The sequence below is a fragment of the Tannerella sp. genome (assembly GCF_030528505.1).
Classification (GTDB): domain Bacteria; phylum Bacteroidota; class Bacteroidia; order Bacteroidales; family Tannerellaceae; genus Tannerella.
In genome coordinates this window covers 1-20,567 of record NZ_JAUMYS010000043.1, presented here as the reverse complement: position 1 = coordinate 20,567, position 20,567 = coordinate 1, and the positions used below count along the sequence as shown (strand labels likewise).

Annotated in this window: 18 protein-coding genes; 15 read left to right on the top strand and 3 right to left on the bottom strand. The window is 47.5% G+C overall.

The window, feature by feature from the left end:
• Nucleotides 1–65 precede the first annotated feature (65 nt).
• The 8 genes from Q4A89_RS08030 to Q4A89_RS07995 all read left to right on the top strand — a co-directional run bounded on the left by Q4A89_RS08030 (nt 66) and on the right by Q4A89_RS07995 (nt 6,416).
• Nucleotides 66–857, top strand: a complete 792-nt coding sequence (locus Q4A89_RS08030) for a hypothetical protein (protein ID WP_303184774.1) — start codon at nt 66–68, stop codon at nt 855–857.
• A gap of 273 nt (nt 858–1,130) precedes the next feature.
• Nucleotides 1,131–1,697: a YIP1 family protein gene (locus Q4A89_RS08025; RefSeq protein WP_303184772.1), complete on the top strand. Its 567-nt coding sequence runs from the start codon at nt 1,131–1,133 to the stop codon at nt 1,695–1,697.
• Nucleotides 1,698–1,709: 12 nt separating this feature from the next.
• Nucleotides 1,710–2,174 carry an SsrA-binding protein SmpB gene (smpB, locus tag Q4A89_RS08020; RefSeq protein WP_303184771.1) on the top strand — a complete coding sequence of 155 codons (465 nt, stop codon included), beginning with the start codon at nt 1,710–1,712 and terminating at the stop codon, nt 2,172–2,174.
• 3 nt (nt 2,175–2,177) lie between these two features.
• Nucleotides 2,178–2,465, top strand: coding sequence for a nucleoside recognition domain-containing protein (locus Q4A89_RS08015; protein ID WP_303184770.1), 288 nt, complete (start codon nt 2,178–2,180; stop codon nt 2,463–2,465).
• Nucleotides 2,462–2,869: a hypothetical protein gene (locus tag Q4A89_RS08010; protein ID WP_303184768.1), complete on the top strand. Its 408-nt coding sequence runs from the start codon at nt 2,462–2,464 to the stop codon at nt 2,867–2,869. The genes Q4A89_RS08015 and Q4A89_RS08010 overlap by 4 nt, the downstream gene beginning before the upstream one ends.
• Nucleotides 2,870–3,144: 275 nt before the next feature.
• On the top strand, nt 3,145–4,152 hold the full coding sequence (gene fbp / locus Q4A89_RS08005) for a class 1 fructose-bisphosphatase (protein ID WP_303184767.1): 1,008 nt from the start codon (nt 3,145–3,147) through the stop codon (nt 4,150–4,152).
• 80 nt (nt 4,153–4,232) lie between these two features.
• Nucleotides 4,233–5,555: a T9SS type A sorting domain-containing protein gene (locus Q4A89_RS08000; RefSeq protein ID WP_303184766.1), complete on the top strand. Its 1,323-nt coding sequence runs from the start codon at nt 4,233–4,235 to the stop codon at nt 5,553–5,555.
• Nucleotides 5,556–5,750: 195 nt separating this feature from the next.
• Nucleotides 5,751–6,416, top strand: a complete 666-nt coding sequence (locus tag Q4A89_RS07995; protein WP_124750548.1) for an inorganic pyrophosphatase — start codon at nt 5,751–5,753, stop codon at nt 6,414–6,416.
• Between the two features lie 149 nt (nt 6,417–6,565).
• Here the strand turns inward: Q4A89_RS07995 and Q4A89_RS07990 are convergent, their stop codons facing one another.
• A complete protein-coding gene (locus Q4A89_RS07990) occupies nt 6,566–6,805 on the bottom strand; it encodes a hypothetical protein (protein ID WP_124790489.1) in 240 nt (79 codons plus the stop codon).
• Between the two features lie 37 nt (nt 6,806–6,842).
• On the opposite strand from Q4A89_RS07990, the gene Q4A89_RS07985 reads away from it, so the two are divergent.
• The 3 genes from Q4A89_RS07985 to Q4A89_RS07975 all read left to right on the top strand — a co-directional run bounded on the left by Q4A89_RS07985 (nt 6,843) and on the right by Q4A89_RS07975 (nt 12,338).
• The gene (locus Q4A89_RS07985; RefSeq protein ID WP_303184764.1) at nt 6,843–7,565 is read left to right on the top strand and encodes a DUF6261 family protein; all 723 of its coding nucleotides are present in this window, start codon (nt 6,843–6,845) and stop codon (nt 7,563–7,565) included.
• Nucleotides 7,566–7,688: 123 nt separating this feature from the next.
• Nucleotides 7,689–10,766: a TonB-dependent receptor gene (locus Q4A89_RS07980; protein ID WP_303184762.1), complete on the top strand. Its 3,078-nt coding sequence runs from the start codon at nt 7,689–7,691 to the stop codon at nt 10,764–10,766.
• A gap of 21 nt (nt 10,767–10,787) precedes the next feature.
• Entirely contained in the window at nt 10,788–12,338 is a 1,551-nt protein-coding gene (locus Q4A89_RS07975; RefSeq protein ID WP_303184761.1) for a RagB/SusD family nutrient uptake outer membrane protein, read from the top strand.
• 126 nt (nt 12,339–12,464) lie between these two features.
• Here the strand turns inward: Q4A89_RS07975 and Q4A89_RS07970 are convergent, their stop codons facing one another.
• Entirely contained in the window at nt 12,465–13,847 is a 1,383-nt protein-coding gene (locus tag Q4A89_RS07970) for a tryptophanase (protein ID WP_303184760.1), read from the bottom strand.
• Between the two features lie 389 nt (nt 13,848–14,236).
• On the opposite strand from Q4A89_RS07970, the gene Q4A89_RS07965 reads away from it, so the two are divergent.
• The 4 genes from Q4A89_RS07965 to Q4A89_RS07950 all read left to right on the top strand — a co-directional run bounded on the left by Q4A89_RS07965 (nt 14,237) and on the right by Q4A89_RS07950 (nt 19,111).
• Nucleotides 14,237–15,235, top strand: a complete 999-nt coding sequence (locus Q4A89_RS07965) for an NAD(P)-dependent oxidoreductase (RefSeq protein WP_303184759.1) — start codon at nt 14,237–14,239, stop codon at nt 15,233–15,235.
• 151 nt (nt 15,236–15,386) lie between these two features.
• The gene (locus Q4A89_RS07960; protein ID WP_303184781.1) at nt 15,387–16,862 is read left to right on the top strand and encodes a glycoside hydrolase family 10 protein; all 1,476 of its coding nucleotides are present in this window, start codon (nt 15,387–15,389) and stop codon (nt 16,860–16,862) included.
• A gap of 123 nt (nt 16,863–16,985) precedes the next feature.
• Nucleotides 16,986–17,768, top strand: coding sequence for a polyprenol monophosphomannose synthase (locus tag Q4A89_RS07955; RefSeq protein WP_303184758.1), 783 nt, complete (start codon nt 16,986–16,988; stop codon nt 17,766–17,768).
• Nucleotides 17,765–19,111 (top strand): dihydroorotase, encoded by a 1,347-nt coding sequence (locus tag Q4A89_RS07950; protein ID WP_303184757.1) that lies wholly within the window; start codon nt 17,765–17,767, stop codon nt 19,109–19,111. Before Q4A89_RS07955 ends, Q4A89_RS07950 begins: the two co-directional genes overlap by 4 nt.
• Nucleotides 19,112–19,484: 373 nt before the next feature.
• Here the strand turns inward: Q4A89_RS07950 and Q4A89_RS07945 are convergent, their stop codons facing one another.
• Nucleotides 19,485–20,498, bottom strand: coding sequence for a WD40 repeat domain-containing protein (locus Q4A89_RS07945; protein ID WP_303184756.1), 1,014 nt, complete (start codon nt 20,496–20,498; stop codon nt 19,485–19,487).
• Nucleotides 20,499–20,567: the final 69 nt, after the last annotated feature.

Here is a 20,567-nt window from a genome sequence, read left to right as displayed (position 1 = left end):
GGGAGGCATCAAGTATCAAAGGAAGAATACGATATTTATTAATCACATAAAAAGCAAAAAGAAAGATGAAACGATTTAATTGGTTTGCTGCGGCTTTGGCAGCAACGACAATGTTAACATCCTGTCTGGATGGAGGAAGTAACAGTCAGTCGGGTACAACCGTAGGCGTTGTGCGACTCGATACAAAAACGATGAAACATGTGTTGGATAACTCTACGCCTATCGGGCCGTTTTATTCGCCATCTTTTAACAACGTGAAAGAAGGAGCATGTATCATTGCGAGCTTCGATCTGAATTATGATGCGCCGGAAAACGCGTCGAACGTCGTTAAAACAAACGGCTACTATACCGTGATAGTCAGAGAAAAGGCCGAGTTGGACCAATACACGATCATGAAATTTACAGATACCGGAGCGCCGGACACTGCCAAGATGCTGGAAAAAGAAGTGGCACTTATAAATCCCAGCCATCAGATACTCGGTTATGTAAAAGGATATCTTTTTGTTGGGCATGCTCTTAAGCAACCTACGGATCAAAAAAACTACTGGTTTCTGACATATAATGCAGAGAACATGGTAAAGGAAGAAGGCGGTGAGCGAATTTACGACGTTTTTGTGCGTGCCAAAGTCAAGACGCCGGGCACCAAATCGGAAACCGATATGATGGTAGCCAATGCTTACCAGATTAAAGATTATCTGGAAACGGCTGCCCGTGACGAACAGAGCAAAGGAAACACACGCTTCTATCTTCGATTCAACTATGCGTCGTCTGTCAAAGACGGTAAGTTGAAATGGGCGAAAGGTGAAAAAGTAGGGCCGTTTGAAGTAAAATTGATTCTGGATAAACAAAAAAGCTGATCAATATTGTTTTTGTAACTTTGAAGAAGGAGGGTGTGTCAGAACGCAATGTTTGGGCACACCCTCTTTAGGTGTGTAAGAAAGGGTGAAATGCAAGGCGCTAAGGATGAGGGCGAGGGAGCATACTAAGGTATGTGACCGAGCTCACATTCCGCAAGCAACGAAGCAGTTCGCTCGTTATGACACACCGCTTTTTGTATTTTTATCGGGACGAACGCGAAGAGAATAGTCCTTTTTTTTTACCTTTGCCCATTCAATCGGAAAAGAGACCATATGTTTAAAGAAATATTCAATCGGCTGATCGCCGTTATCTTCAAACCTTCGGAAGCATGGGAGGCGTTAAGCCGAAAAGAGGAAAGTACTGAGACTTTTCTCTCACGCTTTGTGTATCCTTTGTTCGGACTGATCGCGCTTTCGGCCTTTGCCGGCGTCTTGTTCACACGCAAAGAGTTCGATTTCCAGATCGCCCTGAAATCTTCGATTAAAATACTGGTTGCTTCGATGGGAGGCTTCTTCCTCGGCGCTTATCTGCTGAACGAACTGTGGCGCTCGGTCTTCAAACAGCCGCGCGACATGAAACTGATCCAGCGGTTTGTCGGTTATTCGTCTTCGCTGATGTTTGTCCTCCTTATTATTCTGGCACTCTTGCCGGAGTTTATCTTTCTGTGGATGTTCATCCTCTACACTTCCTATATCGTGTGGATGGGAGCACGCCCGTATATGAAAGTAAGAGAAGAGGACCAGGTAAAATTTACGATACTGGCTTCGGTCATCATTATTGGAACCCCCTTTCTCATCGACCGATTGCTATTTTTGCTTATGCCCGGACTCCGGTTTTAAATATGACATACCATGGCCAAGGAAAAGTTAAGTAACAACATACTGATCAAAAACAAACGGGCGACATTCGATTACGAACTGCTCGAAACATTTACGGCCGGCATCGTACTGACCGGTACGGAGATCAAATCCCTCCGTCTGGGAAAAGCGAGTCTGGTCGATACGTATTGCTACGTCGAACGAGGCGAAGTATGGGTCAAGAACATGAATATCACGGAATACTTCTACGGCACATACAATAACCACGTGGCACGTCGCGATCGCAAACTGCTGTTGAACAAGAAAGAGATTCGCAAGATTCAAGCGGCCGCAAAAGATAACGGCTTCACAATCATCCCCACCCGGCTCTTTATCAACGACCGGGGATTGGCCAAGGTGGTCATCGCCATTGCCAAGGGAAAAAAGGAATACGACAAGCGCCAATCCATCAAGGAGCGCGACGATAAACGCGAGATGAGCCGGGTATTTATGAAATAACGTATGGAAACAGTCGGGCAAAGAATAGGGAGGTGCATCAGATCGGCCGTGCCCAAAGCGTGCCGAACGAGCTTCTGGCTGCTGAAAATCATTCTGCCCGTATCTCTGCTTGTGCGACTGCTCCAATATTCGGGTATACTGGCACACATTTCGGTCTTCCTCGAACCGGCTTTTTCGCTCATCGGTCTGCCGGGCGAAACGGCGATCATTGCGGGAATAACACCTGCTCACGCTCACCCGTATCCCTCGGTATCATTACGCAGATTGCCCCACCCAAAAATAAACCGATGAAGAAAGACAGAAAAGAAAGAACAACCCCCGAGTGGATTCATTCGCTGGAAGAGAACCAAATCTTTGTGTTTGGCAGCAACCTGCAAGGTATGCACGCCGGTGGTGCGGCACGTATCGCTTCGGAGAAGTTCGGCGCCATCTGGAGACAAGGCGTCGGATTGCAAGGTCAATGTTACGCCATCCCGACCATGCAAGGAGGCGTAGAGACTATTCAACCGTATGTCGATGAATTTATTGCTTTTGCCGAAGCACACCCGAAACAGATTTTTCTTGTGACATCTATCGGATGCGGCATCGCAGGATTCACCGCCGAAGAAATTGCGCCATTGTTCCGTAAGGCAGTTGATATCCTGAATATCTGGCTACCCGCCGTCTTCTGGCAAGTGCTGGAGTTAACTCCGTAAAAGACCGATTTTCTCCACGTTCTCGGCAAGCAGATACATTGAAATATATGACTGGGACAAACATTGAGTCCCATGCCGAAGCCTCAACGACGTTTTCTTTCCACTCTCATATCAGAAATAAATCTGAAAGCCTTTTTTAAGAACATGAATTTCGTCCCATCTGGTAATAAATCTTAATCTTTACTAATGAGCTTCATTGCATGAAGTTATTTTGCATACGTTTGTAACGTGAATAACTTATCATTCGCTGTTGTAATCTAAAAATATAATATGATATGAAAACATTGGGAGAATTTATTGTTGAGAGGCAGGCGGAATATCCGCATGCCAAAGGAGCATTGACGGGAATATTATCTTCCATCCGGCTGGTAGCGAAGATTATTCATCGTGACATTAATCGCGCAGGTCTGACAAATGATATTCTGGGAAATACGGGCAATGAGAATGTGCAGGGAGAAGTGCAAATGAAACTGGACGCCTTTGCCAATGACACGATGAGACGTGCCTTGATGGCGCGTGAAGAAGTAGCCGGCTTTGCGTCGGAAGAAGAAGAGACTTTTATTGCCTTCGACACTGAACGAGGACGCAATGCCAGATATGTAATCCTTTCCGATCCGCTTGACGGGTCATCGAATATCGATGTAAACGTGGCTGTAGGAACTATTTTCTCCATTTATCGCCGGATTTCTCCCGAAGGAACGCCCGTTACTCTCGAAGATTTTATGCAACCCGGAAACCGGCAAGTGGCCGCAGGATATGTGGTATACGGTTCTTCGACCATGCTGGTTTATACGACCGGCAACGGAGTCAACGGCTTTACCTACGATCCTTCTCTGGGCGTGTTCTGCCTCTCTCATGAGAACATCCGCATTCCGCCGACAGGCAGATACTATTCCGTCAACGAAGGGCAATATCTGAAATTCCCTGTCGGAGTGAAAAAATACATCAAATATTGTCAGGAAGAAGACAAGGCGACGAATCGTCCATATACTTCACGGTATATTGGCTCGTTGGTATCCGATTTTCACCGCAACATGTTAAAAGGAGGGATATACATCTATCCTCAAGCCACCCATTATCCCAACGGAAAATTACGTCTGCTTTACGAGGGTAACCCAATGGCTTTTCTAGCCGAGCAAGCCGGTGGGATAGCCAGCGATGGCTATCGTCGCATACTCGATATCGAGCCGTCCATGCTTCATCAACGTTCGCCTCTGTTTATCGGATCGAAAGAAATGGTGGAAAAAGCACAGGATTTCATGCGCGAATATGCCGGACAGTAGACCGGACACAATTCTATTCGGAAAAGAAATCAAGAAACGAAGAAGATACACAGTATAAACACAATCTAAATTGAAAAACAATGAAAAAGAAATGGAATGTTTTATGGATTATATGGGCTACCTTGATGCTGAATGGAATATCGGCAGATGCCCACAAAGCGAAATACTATATGTATATACCCAATAAGCAGGATGTTCCGGTTGGTACTACGTTTCCAATGGCTTGGGGTTTCGTCTTCATCCTGAAATCAGACAAACATCCGGACTTTGCCGCGGCCATGAATCGCTATCATCCGACAGCCTTCGATCAAGCCTTCCCCGATGCCGTAACAGACTGGCTGAGGGATGTCTATCAAATTGAATGTGACAGTGTCTATCTGGAAAGCGATGAGTTACACTTTTACAACCAGCAAAAAAACAAATATTCCATGCCATTCGACCGAATGATTAAAGCACGTTTTAAAAACATCGTACCGCTGGTCGAGAAATTGGGAACTCCCCGCATCCCCGAAGATCCGATGGAGATAGAGGATTTCTATTTCCCCCTGCTGAATGAAACAAACCGGTGGAACAATCTGGAGGAAAGGCACGAAGAAGGGAAGTGGACATACATATACAAGCTGGAAGGCGATACCCTGATCGACGGACGGAAATACCGGATACTTTATCATACGTTCGACAAAGATGCAAAAAAATGGCGTAAACGAGGATACCTGTACGAAGATATCGGACAAAAAAAAGTATGGTACCGTCCGGCATGGGGGAATCGGGACGGACTGCTGTACCGTTTCGATGTAGCCGAAAAAGATACTTTTTACACGATGGGAAGAATGTTCTATTTGCCGGAAACTCCTAATACAATGGATTGGAATGACGACTCCACCCGCCACATCGTAAAAAAAGTGGATACGGTTAAAATCAACCATAAGGATCATCGGCGATTCACCCTCGAATCAACTCTTATCACTTCATCAGGTTCATATCATCGATCATTTGAAAACGTATGGATGGAAGGAATCGGCAGTACGAACGGGCTTCTCAGCCTATACGTGTATTTGCCCGGTTCTCCCGGCCAGGAACTGTTAGCCTTCTATCAGGACGATAAATTGATTTATCAATCAACGAAATACGACAAGGTCTTTATCTGGGAAACAGTCGGCAACGAACGGATCAGGAACGACACGCAAGTATTCGTATCGCCGGAAGGACGTACGCTGCATATCGGGGACGAAGGAGCAAGCCGTTCGGTAGCTATATACTCCATGCAGGGAACGGAAGTTTTCCGGCAAACCGCGGCACCTTATATTACCACCCTTGCGCTACCAGCAATGCCTGTCGGTATATATATTGTAACTGTCCGATCAGAAGGAAAAAGTATATCCAAAAAAATAGTCGTAAAATAACATGTTCCGGAAGATAAACAAAAGCAGGCCTGATTGTAGCGACATATCGGATCGCTCAAGTCGGCAGTGATTCATTGCATGTGAGGGAGACGGATGCCGTTAAAAAGACCGGCCGTCTCCGCGACAAAAAAAACAAAAAAAAACATGCAGGGATAAAAAAAACGTTACCTTTGCGTTAACAAACTTTGAAATGCTATGTATAATAAACTGAACGATACCATCACACGTCTGATGGGGCTGCGCTATCGGTCACACCCGTGGCACGGCATCGAAGTGGGAAAAGAAGCGCCGCAAATTGTCACGGCATTTATTGAAATGGTACCGACCGATACCGTCAAATATGAGCTGGACAAAGTGAATGGCTTTCTGTGCATCGACCGTCCGCAGCGCTATTCGAGCGTGGTGCCTGCGCTCTACGGATTCATCCCGCAGAGCTATTGCGGTGAGTCGTTTGCTCAACACTGTATGGAACAGATTAAACGCGAAAATATCTCCGGCGACCGTGACCCGCTCGACATCTGCATCCTGACCGAAAAAGACATTGCACACGGCGATATCATCGCCTCGGCACGTCCCATCGGCGGACTCAGGATGCTGGACGGATCGGAAGCCGACGATAAAATCATCGCCGTACTCAAAAACGACGCCACCTACAGCAATTACAACGACATCAGCGAGCTGCCCAGCGTCGTTACCGAACGGCTCAAACACTACTTCCTGACATATAAAGATATGCCGGGCGAGAAAAGAAGGGTCGAAATTACGCACACCTACGGGTGCGAGGAAGCCTACGAAGTCATTCGGCACTGCCTCAACGACTACAAAACTTTCCTCGAAGAGATGCACGACGTATTGGGATAACAAAAAATAAGCTCGTACAGAACACCGCCTTTACAGGCAATTGTTCAAGTATCTTACTTTTAAAAGAAACGATGATAATGAAACCTTCAAGTGATACCGGAATTCCGCCGAATGGCTTCGATTCTCGTCGAAAGGCTTCGCGAAGATCGTTAGGACATCCGATTCCCGTCGAAAGGCTTCGCGAAGGTTTCGGAGACGTCCGATTTCCGTCGAAAGTCGCCGCAAAGGTCGCCGGAATGTTCGATTCTGGTCGAACGGTTTCCGCGTACGTCGCCGGAATATCCGATTCTCGTCGAAGGTTTCCGCAACTCTCGCCCAAACTTCCGGCTGCCGACGGAAGTTTCCGCGAACTCTACGGACGCATCCATTCCGATCGGAACGGATGTCATACACGATGTTTATTTATTAACTTAATCCATTGAAACAATGTTACGTATCAATTACGGTAGACTATCGACCAAAGTATTGGGCAATCTGAGCAATCGGGTTATCGCCGCGTCGTCGGTCTACGCTGCCACGCTGCTCAAAGATAATCCGCTGCTGGAAGTATTGAAAACGAGCAATGACCATTATCAGCAAGTGCTGGTCAAGAACATCTACAGCGGGTTGGGCGATCCGGTGGCACAAGCAGATTTAGTGCGCGACCGGCTTTATCGTGCTTTCCGCCGGATGCTCCAGGGATTGGCGGTGTTTTCCGACACGGCACGCGGACAGGCTGCGCGGGCTTTGCTGACGATTTTTGAGGAGTCGGGCGATATTAACAATCTCTCGTATGCCGATCAGAATATCGTTATGCAGACGCTGCTCAAACGAATGGATAGGCCCGAAAGCACGGCTCATCTGAGCATGCTCGGACTATTGGACGAGTACACGGCATTGAAAAACGCACAGATGGCGTTCGAGAAAATCAGCGCCGAGCAGACGGATGCGAATTCGGCCTTGCGGCAGCAAGCATCGGCATCAGGCATCCGCCGCAATCTGGAACGGTCTTTGCGTGATCTGTTCTCACTCGTTTCGGCCATGGAGAATGTGTCGGGATGGAGTGACCTTTATCACGATCTGAACGAGCTCATCAAAGAGGCGCGGCAAAGCAACCGCACCTTGAAAAAAGAGGGAGACGACGGAGATCAGGAAGGCTTACAGCCATGAGAACGGAATAAGCAGTGAATATGCGGAAAGAAATCGTCTTCTTATCCGCATATTTTTTTGCAAAGTAAAACAATAACAGTATTTTTTTATAAACCAAACGTATTATTTAACATTAAAATCATAATGAAGAAAAAAAACGTGATGTATTTATGGCGAGGATGGCTGCTTTGCGCTCTGTGGGCACTTTCCTCGAGTATCTATGCGCAGACGGCGACAGTGCGAGGCACCGTAACCGATGCCAATCGTGAACCGGTGATCGGGGCCACAGTCATTGTACAAAACCAGACGTCGAACGGGACAGTCACAGACCTGGACGGAAATTATGTACTCAATGATGTACCCACAAATGCCATCCTGCAATTCAGCTATGTGGGAATGCAACCGCAAAGCGTAGCGGTGAACGGTCGTCAAGTGATCGATGTCGTCATGCAAAACGATACGAAACTGCTGGAAGAAGTCGTTGTCGTAGGATACGGCGCCCAAAAGAAAGTCAACCTGACCGGTGCCGTGTCTTCGGTCAACTCCGACGTGCTGCAAAATCGTACCACTCCGAACGTGACTAACATGCTGGCAGGTCAGATGACCGGGGTAACGATCGTACAAAATACCGGACAACCCGGTGCCGACGCAGGCCTGCTGCGCGTACGCGGTATCGGTACCATCCGCGACAGTTACGACGACGCGGCAGCCTCGGCCATGGTCATTGTCGACGGCGTGGAATCATCGATGAACAGTGTCAACCCGAACGACATTGAGAGCATCTCCGTACTTAAAGATGCCGCCGCCTCATCGATCTACGGAGTACGTGCCGCCAACGGCGTGATCCTGATTACCACACGACGAGGAGCGCAAGGCAAAGCTAAAATATCATACGACAACTACGTTGGCTGGCAAGAGGCATTGCGATTACCCAAATTCCTGAATGCTTATGACTTTGCCGTGCTTTTTAACGAAGCCAATACGAACGACGGAGCTGCTGCCCCTTATACCGACGAACAACTCCAGAAATTCAAAGACGGATCCGACCCCGACCACTATGCCGACAGCGATTGGCTGGGCACGCTACTGAGCGAAAACGGAATGTTTCATAACCATTACGTCTCGATTTCGGGAGGAAGCGAAAGCGTCCGCTATTCTACATCATTTGGTTACCACGACAAAAAGGGACTAATACCCAATACCTCGTACAACAAGTATGATGTACGTGCCAACCTCAATGCCGACCTGACACAACGACTATCGCTCGGCCTGAATCTCTCGGCTTATCGCAGCCGATCCATTGAACCGGCAGCCGGCATGCAAACGATTATGCACTATGCTTTCCGCGAAACACCGGTGACCCCTATCCAGTTTAAAAACGGAAACTACGGCCTGTTCAAGAACGAACATAACTCAGTAGCTTATGCACGCAAAGGAGGAACGTCGACCGTTTACCGTACGAATATGCATGGAAACGTTTCCCTCAACTACCAACTCATCGACGGCCTTACGCTCAGAGGAAATGCAGCCGTAACCTCTTACCTGATTGATACGCATGACTTCGAACATGCCATGCAATATTATACGGCCGACTCAGACAAGCCGATTCAATCGAAGCAGAGCTCGCTCACAAACGAAGACCGTAAAAATCTTGAAGTCAACCTGCAAACCTATCTCGATTATAACAAGACCTTCGGCAAGCACACCCTGAGCGGATTACTGGGTTATTCGCAGCTATACAATAACTGGCGCGTGTTGAGGGCATCACGAAAGAATCTGCCTTCGTCCAACCAACTCGATCAAATCAACGCCGGCGATGCCACCACGCAACAAACAGCCGGCTATGAAACGGAATATGCACTGCGGTCTGTGTTCGGACGTATCAATTACAATTACGACAACCGCTACCTGATCGAGGCCAATCTACGCTACGACGGCACGTCGCGTTTCCCGAAAGACAAACGCTTCGGTGCCTTCCCGTCCGTATCGCTCGGATGGCGCCTTTCGGAAGAAGCATTTTTCCGTGCCGACTGGGTCGATAACCTGAAATTACGCGCTTCGTGGGGATTACTCGGCAATCAGGAAATCGGAAGCTATGCCTTTTACGAGAAATACGTATATGCCGAAAGCCGTTCCAGCCTCTCGCCTACCTACAGCTTCGGTAATATGCTGGCACCGGGTATCTCCATTTCCCGTACCATGGCCAACAAAAATATCACATGGGAGAAGACAAGCCAAATGAATGTGGGAATTGATGCCGGATTCCTGAACGGCCGGCTGACGTTCTCAGGCGATTTCTTCGTCAAAGATACACGAGACATCCTGCTAAACCTGCCTATCCCGAGAATTGCCGGAGTGAACCCACCGATGCAGAACGCCGGAAAAGTACGTAACATCGGATTTGAAACACAACTGGGATATAATGGGCAAGCAAATAAAGATTTCAACTATTATGCGAACTTCAACTTTAGCTACGTACATAATGAAATCACCGACCTGCAAGGCGGAGATATCAAAGGTGGCCGATCAGTAGGTGATCCTGTATGGGCATACTATGGCTATGTAGCCGACGGCATATTCCGCACCGAAGAAGAAATCAAAAATCATGCGCGCCAAACGATGGGAACTCCCGTTCCGGGCGATCTGAAATACCGTGACATCAGCGGGAAAGATGGAAAACCCGATAACGTGATTAATGCGAACGACCGGAAACTTATCGGCAGCTACTTTCCAAAAATCAATTACGGCCTGCGGTTAGGCTTCGAATATAAACGGATCGACTTCTCCACCCTCTTACAAGGTGCCGCTGCTGTAGACGGACTGGTAAAAAAAGAAGTACGCTATGCTCTCTATAACAGTGGAAAGGTAACAGACAAACATCTTGATCGCTGGACACCGCAGAACCCGAACGGTTCTTTCCCACGTCTAAGTATTAAAAATTCCGAAAAAAACCAGCCGAAAAACGAACTTTCTTCATTCTGGGTACAAGATGCATCGTATCTGAAAATGCGTAATATCCAACTGGGATACACATTACCGAATCATTGGCTGATAAAACAGGGTATTTCCAAAGTCAGGCTATATTGCAGCATTGACAATGTGTTTACGTTAACCCGATTCGAAGGCGCCGATCCCGAATCACCGGCCGGCGATGCGGGTGAAAGCGGTACGTATTACCCAATGACACGCAGCTATTCGTTCGGACTGAATGTTTCATTTTAATCAAAAAGGAGGAATTAACTAATGAAAAAAATACATCTAAACTACAAGAGTATATCTCTTGCATTGTGCCTGACACTTGGCTGGTCTGCATGCAACGACAGTTTTCTGGAACGGGCGCCGCGTGATGCCCAGTCGGACGCTTCTTTCTGGAAAACGGAAGAAGACGCGACCAAATTTCTGATTGGTACATTTCGTTATCTCGTACAAACGGAGAACCATACAATCATGACAGATTGTTATACGGATAATGCCGTTCCTGTACACGTTTTTGCTGAACAAGGTGCACTCTCGGCCGGTACGGCTACTGCAAGCAATGCGCATTTCCTGCAATTATGGAATGATGCATATTCGGGCATCCGACGTTGTCTCATCTATAAAGAGAACATCGACAAAGTTACGATGTCGGCCGATGTTAAGCATTCATTGACAGGAGAAATAAAGTTTCTTGAAGCGTTTTTCTACGCTACACTCGTAAAATACATGGGTGGCGTACCGATACCGGATCATCCGCTACAACTGAACGAAGCCGTTCCCGAACGTAAAGCAGAAAAGGAAGTATATGCTTATATCTCCCGGTTGCTCGACGAAGCAGCAGCCGTACTCCCGATCAGACGTGATAAATCGGCCTATGGACGTCCTACTAAAGGTGCTGCATTGGCACTGAAAGCACGCACTGCTTATTATTTCCACGACTATGCCGCAGCCGAGAAAGCAAGCAAAGAAGTGATTGATTTAAATGTATATAGCTTATACGAAAGTTATAAAAACTTGTTTCTGCCAGAATATGAAAACAATGCCGAAGTCATCTTCGACCGGCAGTATATGGAAAAGGCTCCTGACCGTAATCTCGGCAGTTTGATTGACCAGTTCTTTGCTCCCACCGTGATGGGAGGATGGGAAGCCTTATCGCCTACCCAAGATCTGGTAGACGCATATCCGTGTACCGACGGAAAATCAATTAAGGAATCACCGCTATATAATCCGGAGAAACCCTTCGAAAACCGTGACCCGCGTCTGAATGCTTCGATTCTCTGGGACGGACAGGAGATCGTCGATAAAAAGTATGTGGCAGAGAAGAAAGATGGCCATTCGCGAACAGGATACACAATGCGTAAATACATCAACCCCAAAAACGACGGGCAAAACGAATACGGATGGACAAACTTCATCTTTATCCGGTATGCCGAAGTGCTGCTAACATATGCCGAAGCACGCAACGAACGACTGGGCACTCCCGATGAGGCAGTGTACGATGCGGTAAACAAAGTGCGCCAACGCGTAAAACTTCCGACTTTACCTAACGGATTGACAAAAGATCAGATGCGCGAAGCGATCCGTTTGGAACGTCGTCTTGAATTTACGTTCGAAGGAATGTACCTGTTCGATACCCGAAGCTGGAAAACGACCGAAGCCGCGGTAACTAAGCCGGTATACGGAAAAAGAAGTACGGACAAAGAACCAATACTTATTGAGAAGCGGAAATTCAATCCTGAACGAGACTACCTGTGGGCAATACCACTCAGTGAAATCGATTTGTCGAGAGGAACTCTCAAACAAAACCCCGGGTATTGATCTTATTTTTTTCAATCAAAAAAGCGAATTGCTTTATTAACTTTTATTTCGAGAGAGGGGGTACCCAAACAGAAAGTTTGAGTATCCCCTCCTTGAATGACGTCTATTCAATATAAACATTTATTTTCACGACTCCGCTTTCTCCAGTTCGACGGTGAAATGGCGCATAATCGGGTTTTCTTTGACGATGCGATACCCGCGCCTGATTTCTTCACGGCGGTCATATACGTTCTTCAAGGCTACGGCAATCACATCCATGTGATTATTCGTATACGTACGGCGTGGAATCGCGAGACGCAACAATTCCAATCCCGGATAGCGATTTTCGTGCGTCACCGGATCGCGGTCGGCCAGAATAGCACCGATTTCGACGCCGCGGATACCTGCTTCGAGATAAAGCTCAATACCGAGTGTTTGTGCGATAAACTCTTCTTTCGGGACGTACGTCAGGATTTTCTTCGCATCGATGAAGATCGCGTGTCCACCGGCCGGTCGCTGGTACGGAATGCCGTATTCGTCGAACTTGGAACCCAGATATTCGACTTGCTTGATGCGTGTTTCAAGATAATCGAACTCGGTACCTTCGTCCAGCCCAACAGCCAATGCATTCATATCACGGCCACTCATGCCGCCATAGGTGATAAATCCTTCGTTCATGATACAGAACATCTGGCATCGCTTCCACAGCTCTTCGGACTTGAATGCCACAAAACCGCCCATATTGACGATCGCATCTTTTTTCGACGACATCGTCATGATGTCTGCGTACGAAAACATTTCTTTCACAATCTCCTTGATTGTCTTGTTTTCGTAACCTTTCTCACGTGTCTTGATAAAGTACGCATTTTCGGCAAAACGCGCGGCATCGATTTGCAACAATACACCGTATTTTTTGCAGAGCACCGACACATCACGGATATTTTCCATCGAAACAGGCTGTCCGCCGGCCGTATTGTTCGTCACCGTTAGCACCACACACGGGATTTTTTCTTTCGGAGTTGCCTGAAGCGCTTTTTCAAGCTTTCTTACATCCACATTTCCCTTGAAAGGAAGCTCGAGTTGTGTATCGACCGCTTCGTCGATGGTGCAGTCGAGCGCCGTCGCTTTACGATACTCGATGTGTCCCTTCGTAGTGTCGAAATGTGAGTTTCCGGGCAACACATCTCCTTCTTTGATGATCGCCGAATACAGTACATTTTCGGCCGCACGTCCCTGGTGCGTAGGGAAAAAGAAGTCGAACCCGAGAATGTCTTTAATTGCATGTTTCATTTGATAATATGAGCGGGCACCGGCATAGCTCTCGTCGCCGAGCATGATGGCTGACCATTGCCTGTCGCTCATCGCTCCCGTACCCGAGTCGGTGAGCAAATCAATAAACACCTGGTCACTTTTTAACATAAAGAGGTTATATTTCGCCTCTTTAATCCATTGTTCGCGCTCCAGACGCGAACTTTTTCTGATGGTTTCTACCATTTTTATACGGTAGGATTCTGAAAAAGGAAGTTCCATATTCGTTTAAAATATTTAAAAGTTTGAGATTAAAAAAACAAGTAAAAATCAGAAGAAAACCATATCGTCAAAAGAAAACGATACCAAACGGCCTTCCTCATGTTTTATCGCAAGAGGTTAGTGCGATACAGCGTAGTTATCACGGCGTTTAATCTGCTGGTATTTTTGTTTTCGCGGCATCTGTTTTGCTTAATCCGACTGCGAATATATGAATTAAAATGAAAATATACCGTATTTTTCGGCGATTGTTTTTTCGACAAAGTGATGGAACATGGATCATTTGTCAAACGCGTCAAAACCGCAACAGCAGGCATGGGAACGACAGAGCGCCTCAAAATATTCATTGCTCATCTTGTTTCTGTAGGCGAAAAGTGCTTATCTTTGTACCGATGAAAATACTGATTACAGGAGCAAGCGGATTCATCGGGAGTTTTCTCGTTCAGGAAGCCCTCGCACGAGGCTACGAAGTGTGGGCTGGCGTGCGTAAAAGCAGCTCCATGGACCGTTTGCCGAAAGACCAAATACATTGCATCGATCTTCGTTACAACGATGTCCACATGTTGACAAAACAACTGCAAGAGCATATTTCGGTACACGGAGCATGGGATTTTGTCGTGCATAACGCGGGTCTGACGAAGGCTGTGCATCCAGCCGATTTCTTCGAAGTGAATGCCGAGAACACGCGCCGTCTCCTCGAAGCGCTTGCCGCAGCCGACGGACATCCCAAAAAATTCCTACTAATGAGTAGTCTGAGCGTCTACGGAAAAGGCGATGAGCAAACATTCCGCCCCATCTCGCTGAATGACCCACAGAGACCGGACACCATTTACGGAAAAAGCAAATTGCTGGCCGAAAGTTACGTGCGCAAGCAAAAGGCTTTCCCCTATATCATCCTCCGGCCTACCGGCGTGTACGGACCGGGCGATAAAGACTACGGGATGGCCATCGCAAGCATCCGATCGGGGTTTGATTTTAAAGTCGGAAAAATCCCGCAACGACTTACGTTTATCTATGTAAAAGACTTAGCCAAGGCTGTCTTTCTAGCTTTGGAAAATAAGGAGGTCGTAAATCGCCACTTTTTTGTTGCCGACGGCGATGTTCATACCGATACACAGTTTGCACGGCTGATACAGGAACTGCTCCAGAAAAAACGTGTCTTTCATGCCCGTATCCCGTTAAAGCTCGCCTACCTCGTATGTTTCTGCTCCGAAAGAATCAGTCGTCTGCGAAACCGTCCGTCAACGCTTAACACCGACAAGTACAACATCCTGAAACAGCGAAATTGGATTTGCGACGTGCAGCCGTTGCGCGAAGCGCTGGGCTTCAAAGCGTCATACGACTTGCGTAAAGGACTGGAAGAAGTAATTCAGTCGGATTTCAGGTCTTAACGGTTGTCGGATCGGTATGCATCAAAAATAAAAAACATTCTTTTTATATCTATTATCCTCAAGATTGTCTATCAGAAATCATATGCAAACAATGAAAAATATTCGTCTTCTATTCAAAAACAAACAGTTTTACTCTCCCCTTCTACTTGGTATGCTTCTCTTCTGCTCATCGTGCGCGACGTCACGAAGGGTAAAGCAGGAAAAGCTGCTGTATCCCAAACGGGAATTTCGCGGAGCATGGATTCAGACAGTGCATCAGAACGACTATCGTACCCTCTCGTCTCAAGCCTTCCGCGAACTGATGAACGAACGGCTTGACCGATTGAAAGATTACGGCATCAACGCGATCCTTTTTCAGGTGCGTCCCGAAGCCGATGCGTTTTATATCTCCGAATATGAACCATGGAGCCGCTTTCTGACCGGCACTCAAGGTGTCGCCCCGGACGAGCCGGACTTTGATCCGATGACATTCCTGATTGATGCCTGTCATCGCCGTGGCATGGAGTTTCACGCGTGGTTGAATCCTTATCGCGCCGGAACCACCGACTTTGCAGATTTTGCCGACACGCACATCTACCATACTCATCCCGAATGGTTTGTGAAATACAACCGATTGACGCTCTTTGACCCCGGTATTCCGGATTGCCGGAGATTTATCCGCCAAGTGGTGAGAGATATCGTACATCGCTACGATGTGGATGCGATCCATATCGACGATTATTTCTATCCGTATCCGGTGGCAGGCGAAGAATTTCCCGATGCCGAAAGTTTTGAGCGCTACGGCAAACCGGCAGGTTATACACTCAGCAACCGAAACGACTGGCGACGCGATAATGTGAATCGACTTATTCAAGAGTTAAAGCAAACAATCACAGCCACCAAGCCATGGGTGCGGTTCGGTGTCAGTCCTTTCGGAATTTATCGTAACAAAAGCTCAGACAAACACGGAAGCGATACGCGCGGTCTGCAAAATTACGATGATCTTTACGCCGATGTCCTGCTTTGGATGAAAAAAGGCTGGGTCGATTACTGTGTGCCGCAGCTTTATTGGGAAATCGGACATAAATCGGCCGATTATACAACCTTGATTCGCTGGTGGAATAACCAGAAAACCCCTATTCCGCTTTATATCGGGCAAAGCGTGAAGCGAACGATGGAAGCTCGGCAGCTTACACCCAAAATGCTCGAAGAACGCGGATCGAACCATGTGCAGGGACACGTGCTCTGGCCGGCCAATGAACTGCTCTGGAACAACGGAGGAGTGGTAGACAGCCTGAAACGCATCTGGCACCGCTATCCGGCCTTGATCCCACCTTATACGCACATGCACGCCCAAGCTCCCGAAGCCGTGCGGAACGTACGGGTCGAACGTGCTACCGACGGGGTCGTACTGCGGTGGGATGTTCCGCAACGTTCCGGTCATCCGGAACAGGCCTTTCGTTACGTCGTGTACCGTTTTGCTCAAGATGAAAAGTGCGACACCGGACGAGCCTCAGCCATTCTCGCTGTAACGAACGAGTCATTTTACCGCATGATGTCAAACCCTACGGGCAGGTATACGTACGTCGTGACAGCCCTCGACCGGTTTCATAACGAGAGCAAGCCGAGCAAGAAGGTGAAATTTTAACAAATATCTTCCAATCCGTAGGCCTTCAAAAATTATTTTCTACCTTTGTGAAGCAAATAAAAACAACGCCTCCTCTGAAAAAAGTTCAGGCATCAGATTTCGCAGCATTTATAAATATAATGTATGAAAACGGATAGCATTGTCATTATTCCGACGTACAACGAGAAGGAAAATATCGAGAACATCATTCGAGCCGTTTTCGGCCTCGAGAAAGCATTTCATATCCTGATTATCGACGACGGCTCGCCGGATGGCACGGCCGCAATAGTTAAAGGACTCCAGAACGAGTTTCCGGAGCAGCTGCATCTCGTTGAACGATCGGGCAAACAAGGACTCGGAACGGCATATATCTGCGGCTTCAAATGGTCGATCGAACATCGTTACGATTTCATCTTCGAGATGGATGCCGATTTCAGCCACAATCCTCATGATCTGCCGAGGCTGTATGCAGCCTGTACGGAACAAGGAGCCGATGTAGCAGTCGGTTCGCGCTATTGCAACGGGGTTAATGTCGTAAACTGGCCGCTCGGACGGGTGCTGATGTCGTATTATGCTTCTACTTATGTACGTATCGTGACCGGTATGAAAGTGCGAGACACGACGGCCGGATTTAAATGCTATCGACGAGAAGTGCTCGAAACCATCGAATTGGACAAGATACGTTTTAAAGGCTATGCTTTCCAGATCGAAATGAAATATACGGCCCACCGGTGCGGCTTCCAAATTATAGAAGTGCCGATTATCTTTGTAAATCGCGTGTTAGGTACCTCGAAAATGAACACCTCCATCTTCGGCGAAGCCTTATTCGGAGTATTGAAACTGAAGTGGTGGAGTTTCTTTCGGAAATATCCGCAAAAGAAAAATCGTCCGGTTATCGGTCACGAAGAAAAGACAGCAGCCTCATGAAAACCTTGATCCGAAATGCCACCATCATCAACGAGGGGCGCTCATACGTCGGTTCGGTACTGATTGAAGGGGCATTTATTTCCACCATTTACGAAGGGGAGCTACTTCCTTCGGAGACAGATACGAAAGGAGCAACGATCATGGATGCTTCGGGGCAATGGCTGTTGCCCGGCGTGATTGACGATCAGGTACATTTTCGTGAACCGGGGCTCACACACAAAGGCTGCATTGCCGGCGAAAGCCGCGCAGCCGTAGCCGGAGGAGTAACGACTTACATGGACATGCCCAATACGCAACCTCAGACGGTAACCTTATCCGAATGGGAATGGAAGATGCAACGTGCAGCCGAGACATCAGCCGCGAACTATGCGTTTTTTTTCGGAGGAACGAACGATAACTTCCCGGAAATCCATCAACTCGACAAAACACGTCTGCCGGGATTAAAGCTCTTTTTAGGCTCTTCAACGGGCAATATGCTCGTGGATAAACCGGAGACCCTGCGCCGCTTTTTCGGAGAGACCGACCTGCTGATTGCCGTTCATGCAGAAAAAGAAGAAATCATCCGGCGAAATAAAGCGTCTTACATCAACCGGTTTGGGGAGGATCTAAACGCCTCTTTTCACTCCCAAATACGTGACGAGGCATCGTGTTATGCCTCCTCGTCGGAAGCGGTGGAGTTAGCCGATCAATTGGGAACACGTCTGCATGTATTGCACTTGTCGACCGCAAAAGAACTTCAACTGTTCGATAATAGCAAACGGCTGGAAGAAAAGAAGATTACGGCCGAAGCCTGTATCCATCATTTATGGTTCTCGGACGAAGACTATCCAACTTACGGTAATCGCATCAAATGGAATCCGTCCGTCAAAACCATGGCCGATCGCACGGCTTTACGTGCGGCCGTAGCCGACGATACGATTGATGTTGTGGCAACCGATCACGCGCCGCATCTGCTATCTGAAAAAGCAGGTTCATGCCTTGTGGCGGCATCGGGAGGACCGATGGTACAGCACTCACTGACCGCCATGCTTGAATTGGCACATCAAGGCATTTTTACGCCCGAAAAAGTAGTAGAAAAGATGTCGCATCATCCGGCGACCCTCTTCGGTATCGACCGCCGCGGATACATTCGTCCCGGATATTATGCCGACCTTGTATTGGTCGATCCGAACAAGACATGGACGGTTTCTCCCGAAAACAGCTTGTATCATTGCGGATGGTCGCCCATGGAAGGGCAAATATTTCATCATGCCGTTCAAAAGACCTTTGTCAACGGAGCTTTGGCTTATTGCAACGGGCAAATCATTGATTCCGTGCGGGGAATGGCTGTCAGATTCCACTGAAATACGCGCAATGAAAAAGGGTTTGAGAAATAACCAAACCCCAAAACATGTTTTATAATATAATAATTTATTTGTAAATTAGTGTGATTCGCCGTTATTTTGCGTGTGATAACCTAAACAATCTTTTTGCCTTAGAAACTAATACCTATTAAAATCTTAGTAAAAGCAATCTTTCAAAAAAAAGGTTGCTTTTATTTTTTTACATCATCCTCGATCAAGCTTTCCAAAAACCTGCCAGAAATGAAGTTTGTTCTTCCTCCAGCAGTTCCAACGTTGGGCATTAGGTTTCAGGTGTTGGATTTATATTGATATGTGCCTAATACCCAATACCCAAACCCCAAAACCTAATACCTAATTAACACCCAACGTCCTGCTACTTCTTCCCTGCCTCGCGACGGACCACATAGACGGAGTGGGCTTCGGCATACTGAGAGCCGTCGGTCAGTGCATAGAGCAGCGTCCCGTTTTTCCACACTTTGGCTACTCTGTGCGAGTCCTCCGTTTCCTCCGTTTCGTATCCTGCCACATATACATCGCCGTCGATAACAAATACGGAGTTGGCTGAGGCATGCTTCGTGCCGTCGGTCAGCTCGGTGGCTTTGCCGTTCTTCCAGAGTTTGGCTTTCTTGCCTTCCCATCCGGAGACATATACATCGCCGTCGGAGACAAACACGGAATAGGCTGAGGCATCCTTCTTGCCGTCGGTCAGCTCGGTGGCTTCGCCGTTTTTCCAGAGTATGGCTCTTTTGCCTTCATATCCGGCTGCATATACATCGCTGCCCGCCACAAATACGGAGCGGGCTCCGGCATAATTATCACCGTCGGTCAGCTCGGTGGCTTTGCCGTTTTTCCATACTTTGGCTACATTGTTTGTACCGTTGCTATCATAGCCAACGGTATATACTTTATCCTCCGATACGAATACGGAGCCGGCATAGGCTTGATTAGTACCGTCGGTAAGGTTGGTGGCAGTTTTGTTTTTCCAAAGTTTGGCAACTTTGCCGTCGTACCCTGCGGTATATACTTTATCCTCCGATACGAATACGGAGTAGGCTGAGGCATAATTATCACCGGCGGTAAGGGCGTAAAGCTCCTTGCCGTTTTTCCATACTTTGGCTACCTTGTTTGTACCGTTGTGCTCATATCCGGCTGCATATACATCACCGTCGGCAACGAATACGGAGTAGGCTGAGGCATCCTTCGTGCCGTCACTAAGCTCGGTAGCTTTGCCGTTTTTCCAAAGCGTGGCTACATCGCCTTTACATCCGGCTACGTATACGTCGTATTCGTACTTTTTGTCGATTCCGGGGTCATCCTTTTTGCAGGCAAATAAGCCCGCCGCTGCGATGATACACATCGCCATCGTTTTTAAATTTCTTCGTTTCATAATTACATTACATTTTTAAAAGTGAATAAATAATTGGGGTTTTAGGTCTTGGGTGCTTTCCCCATATCC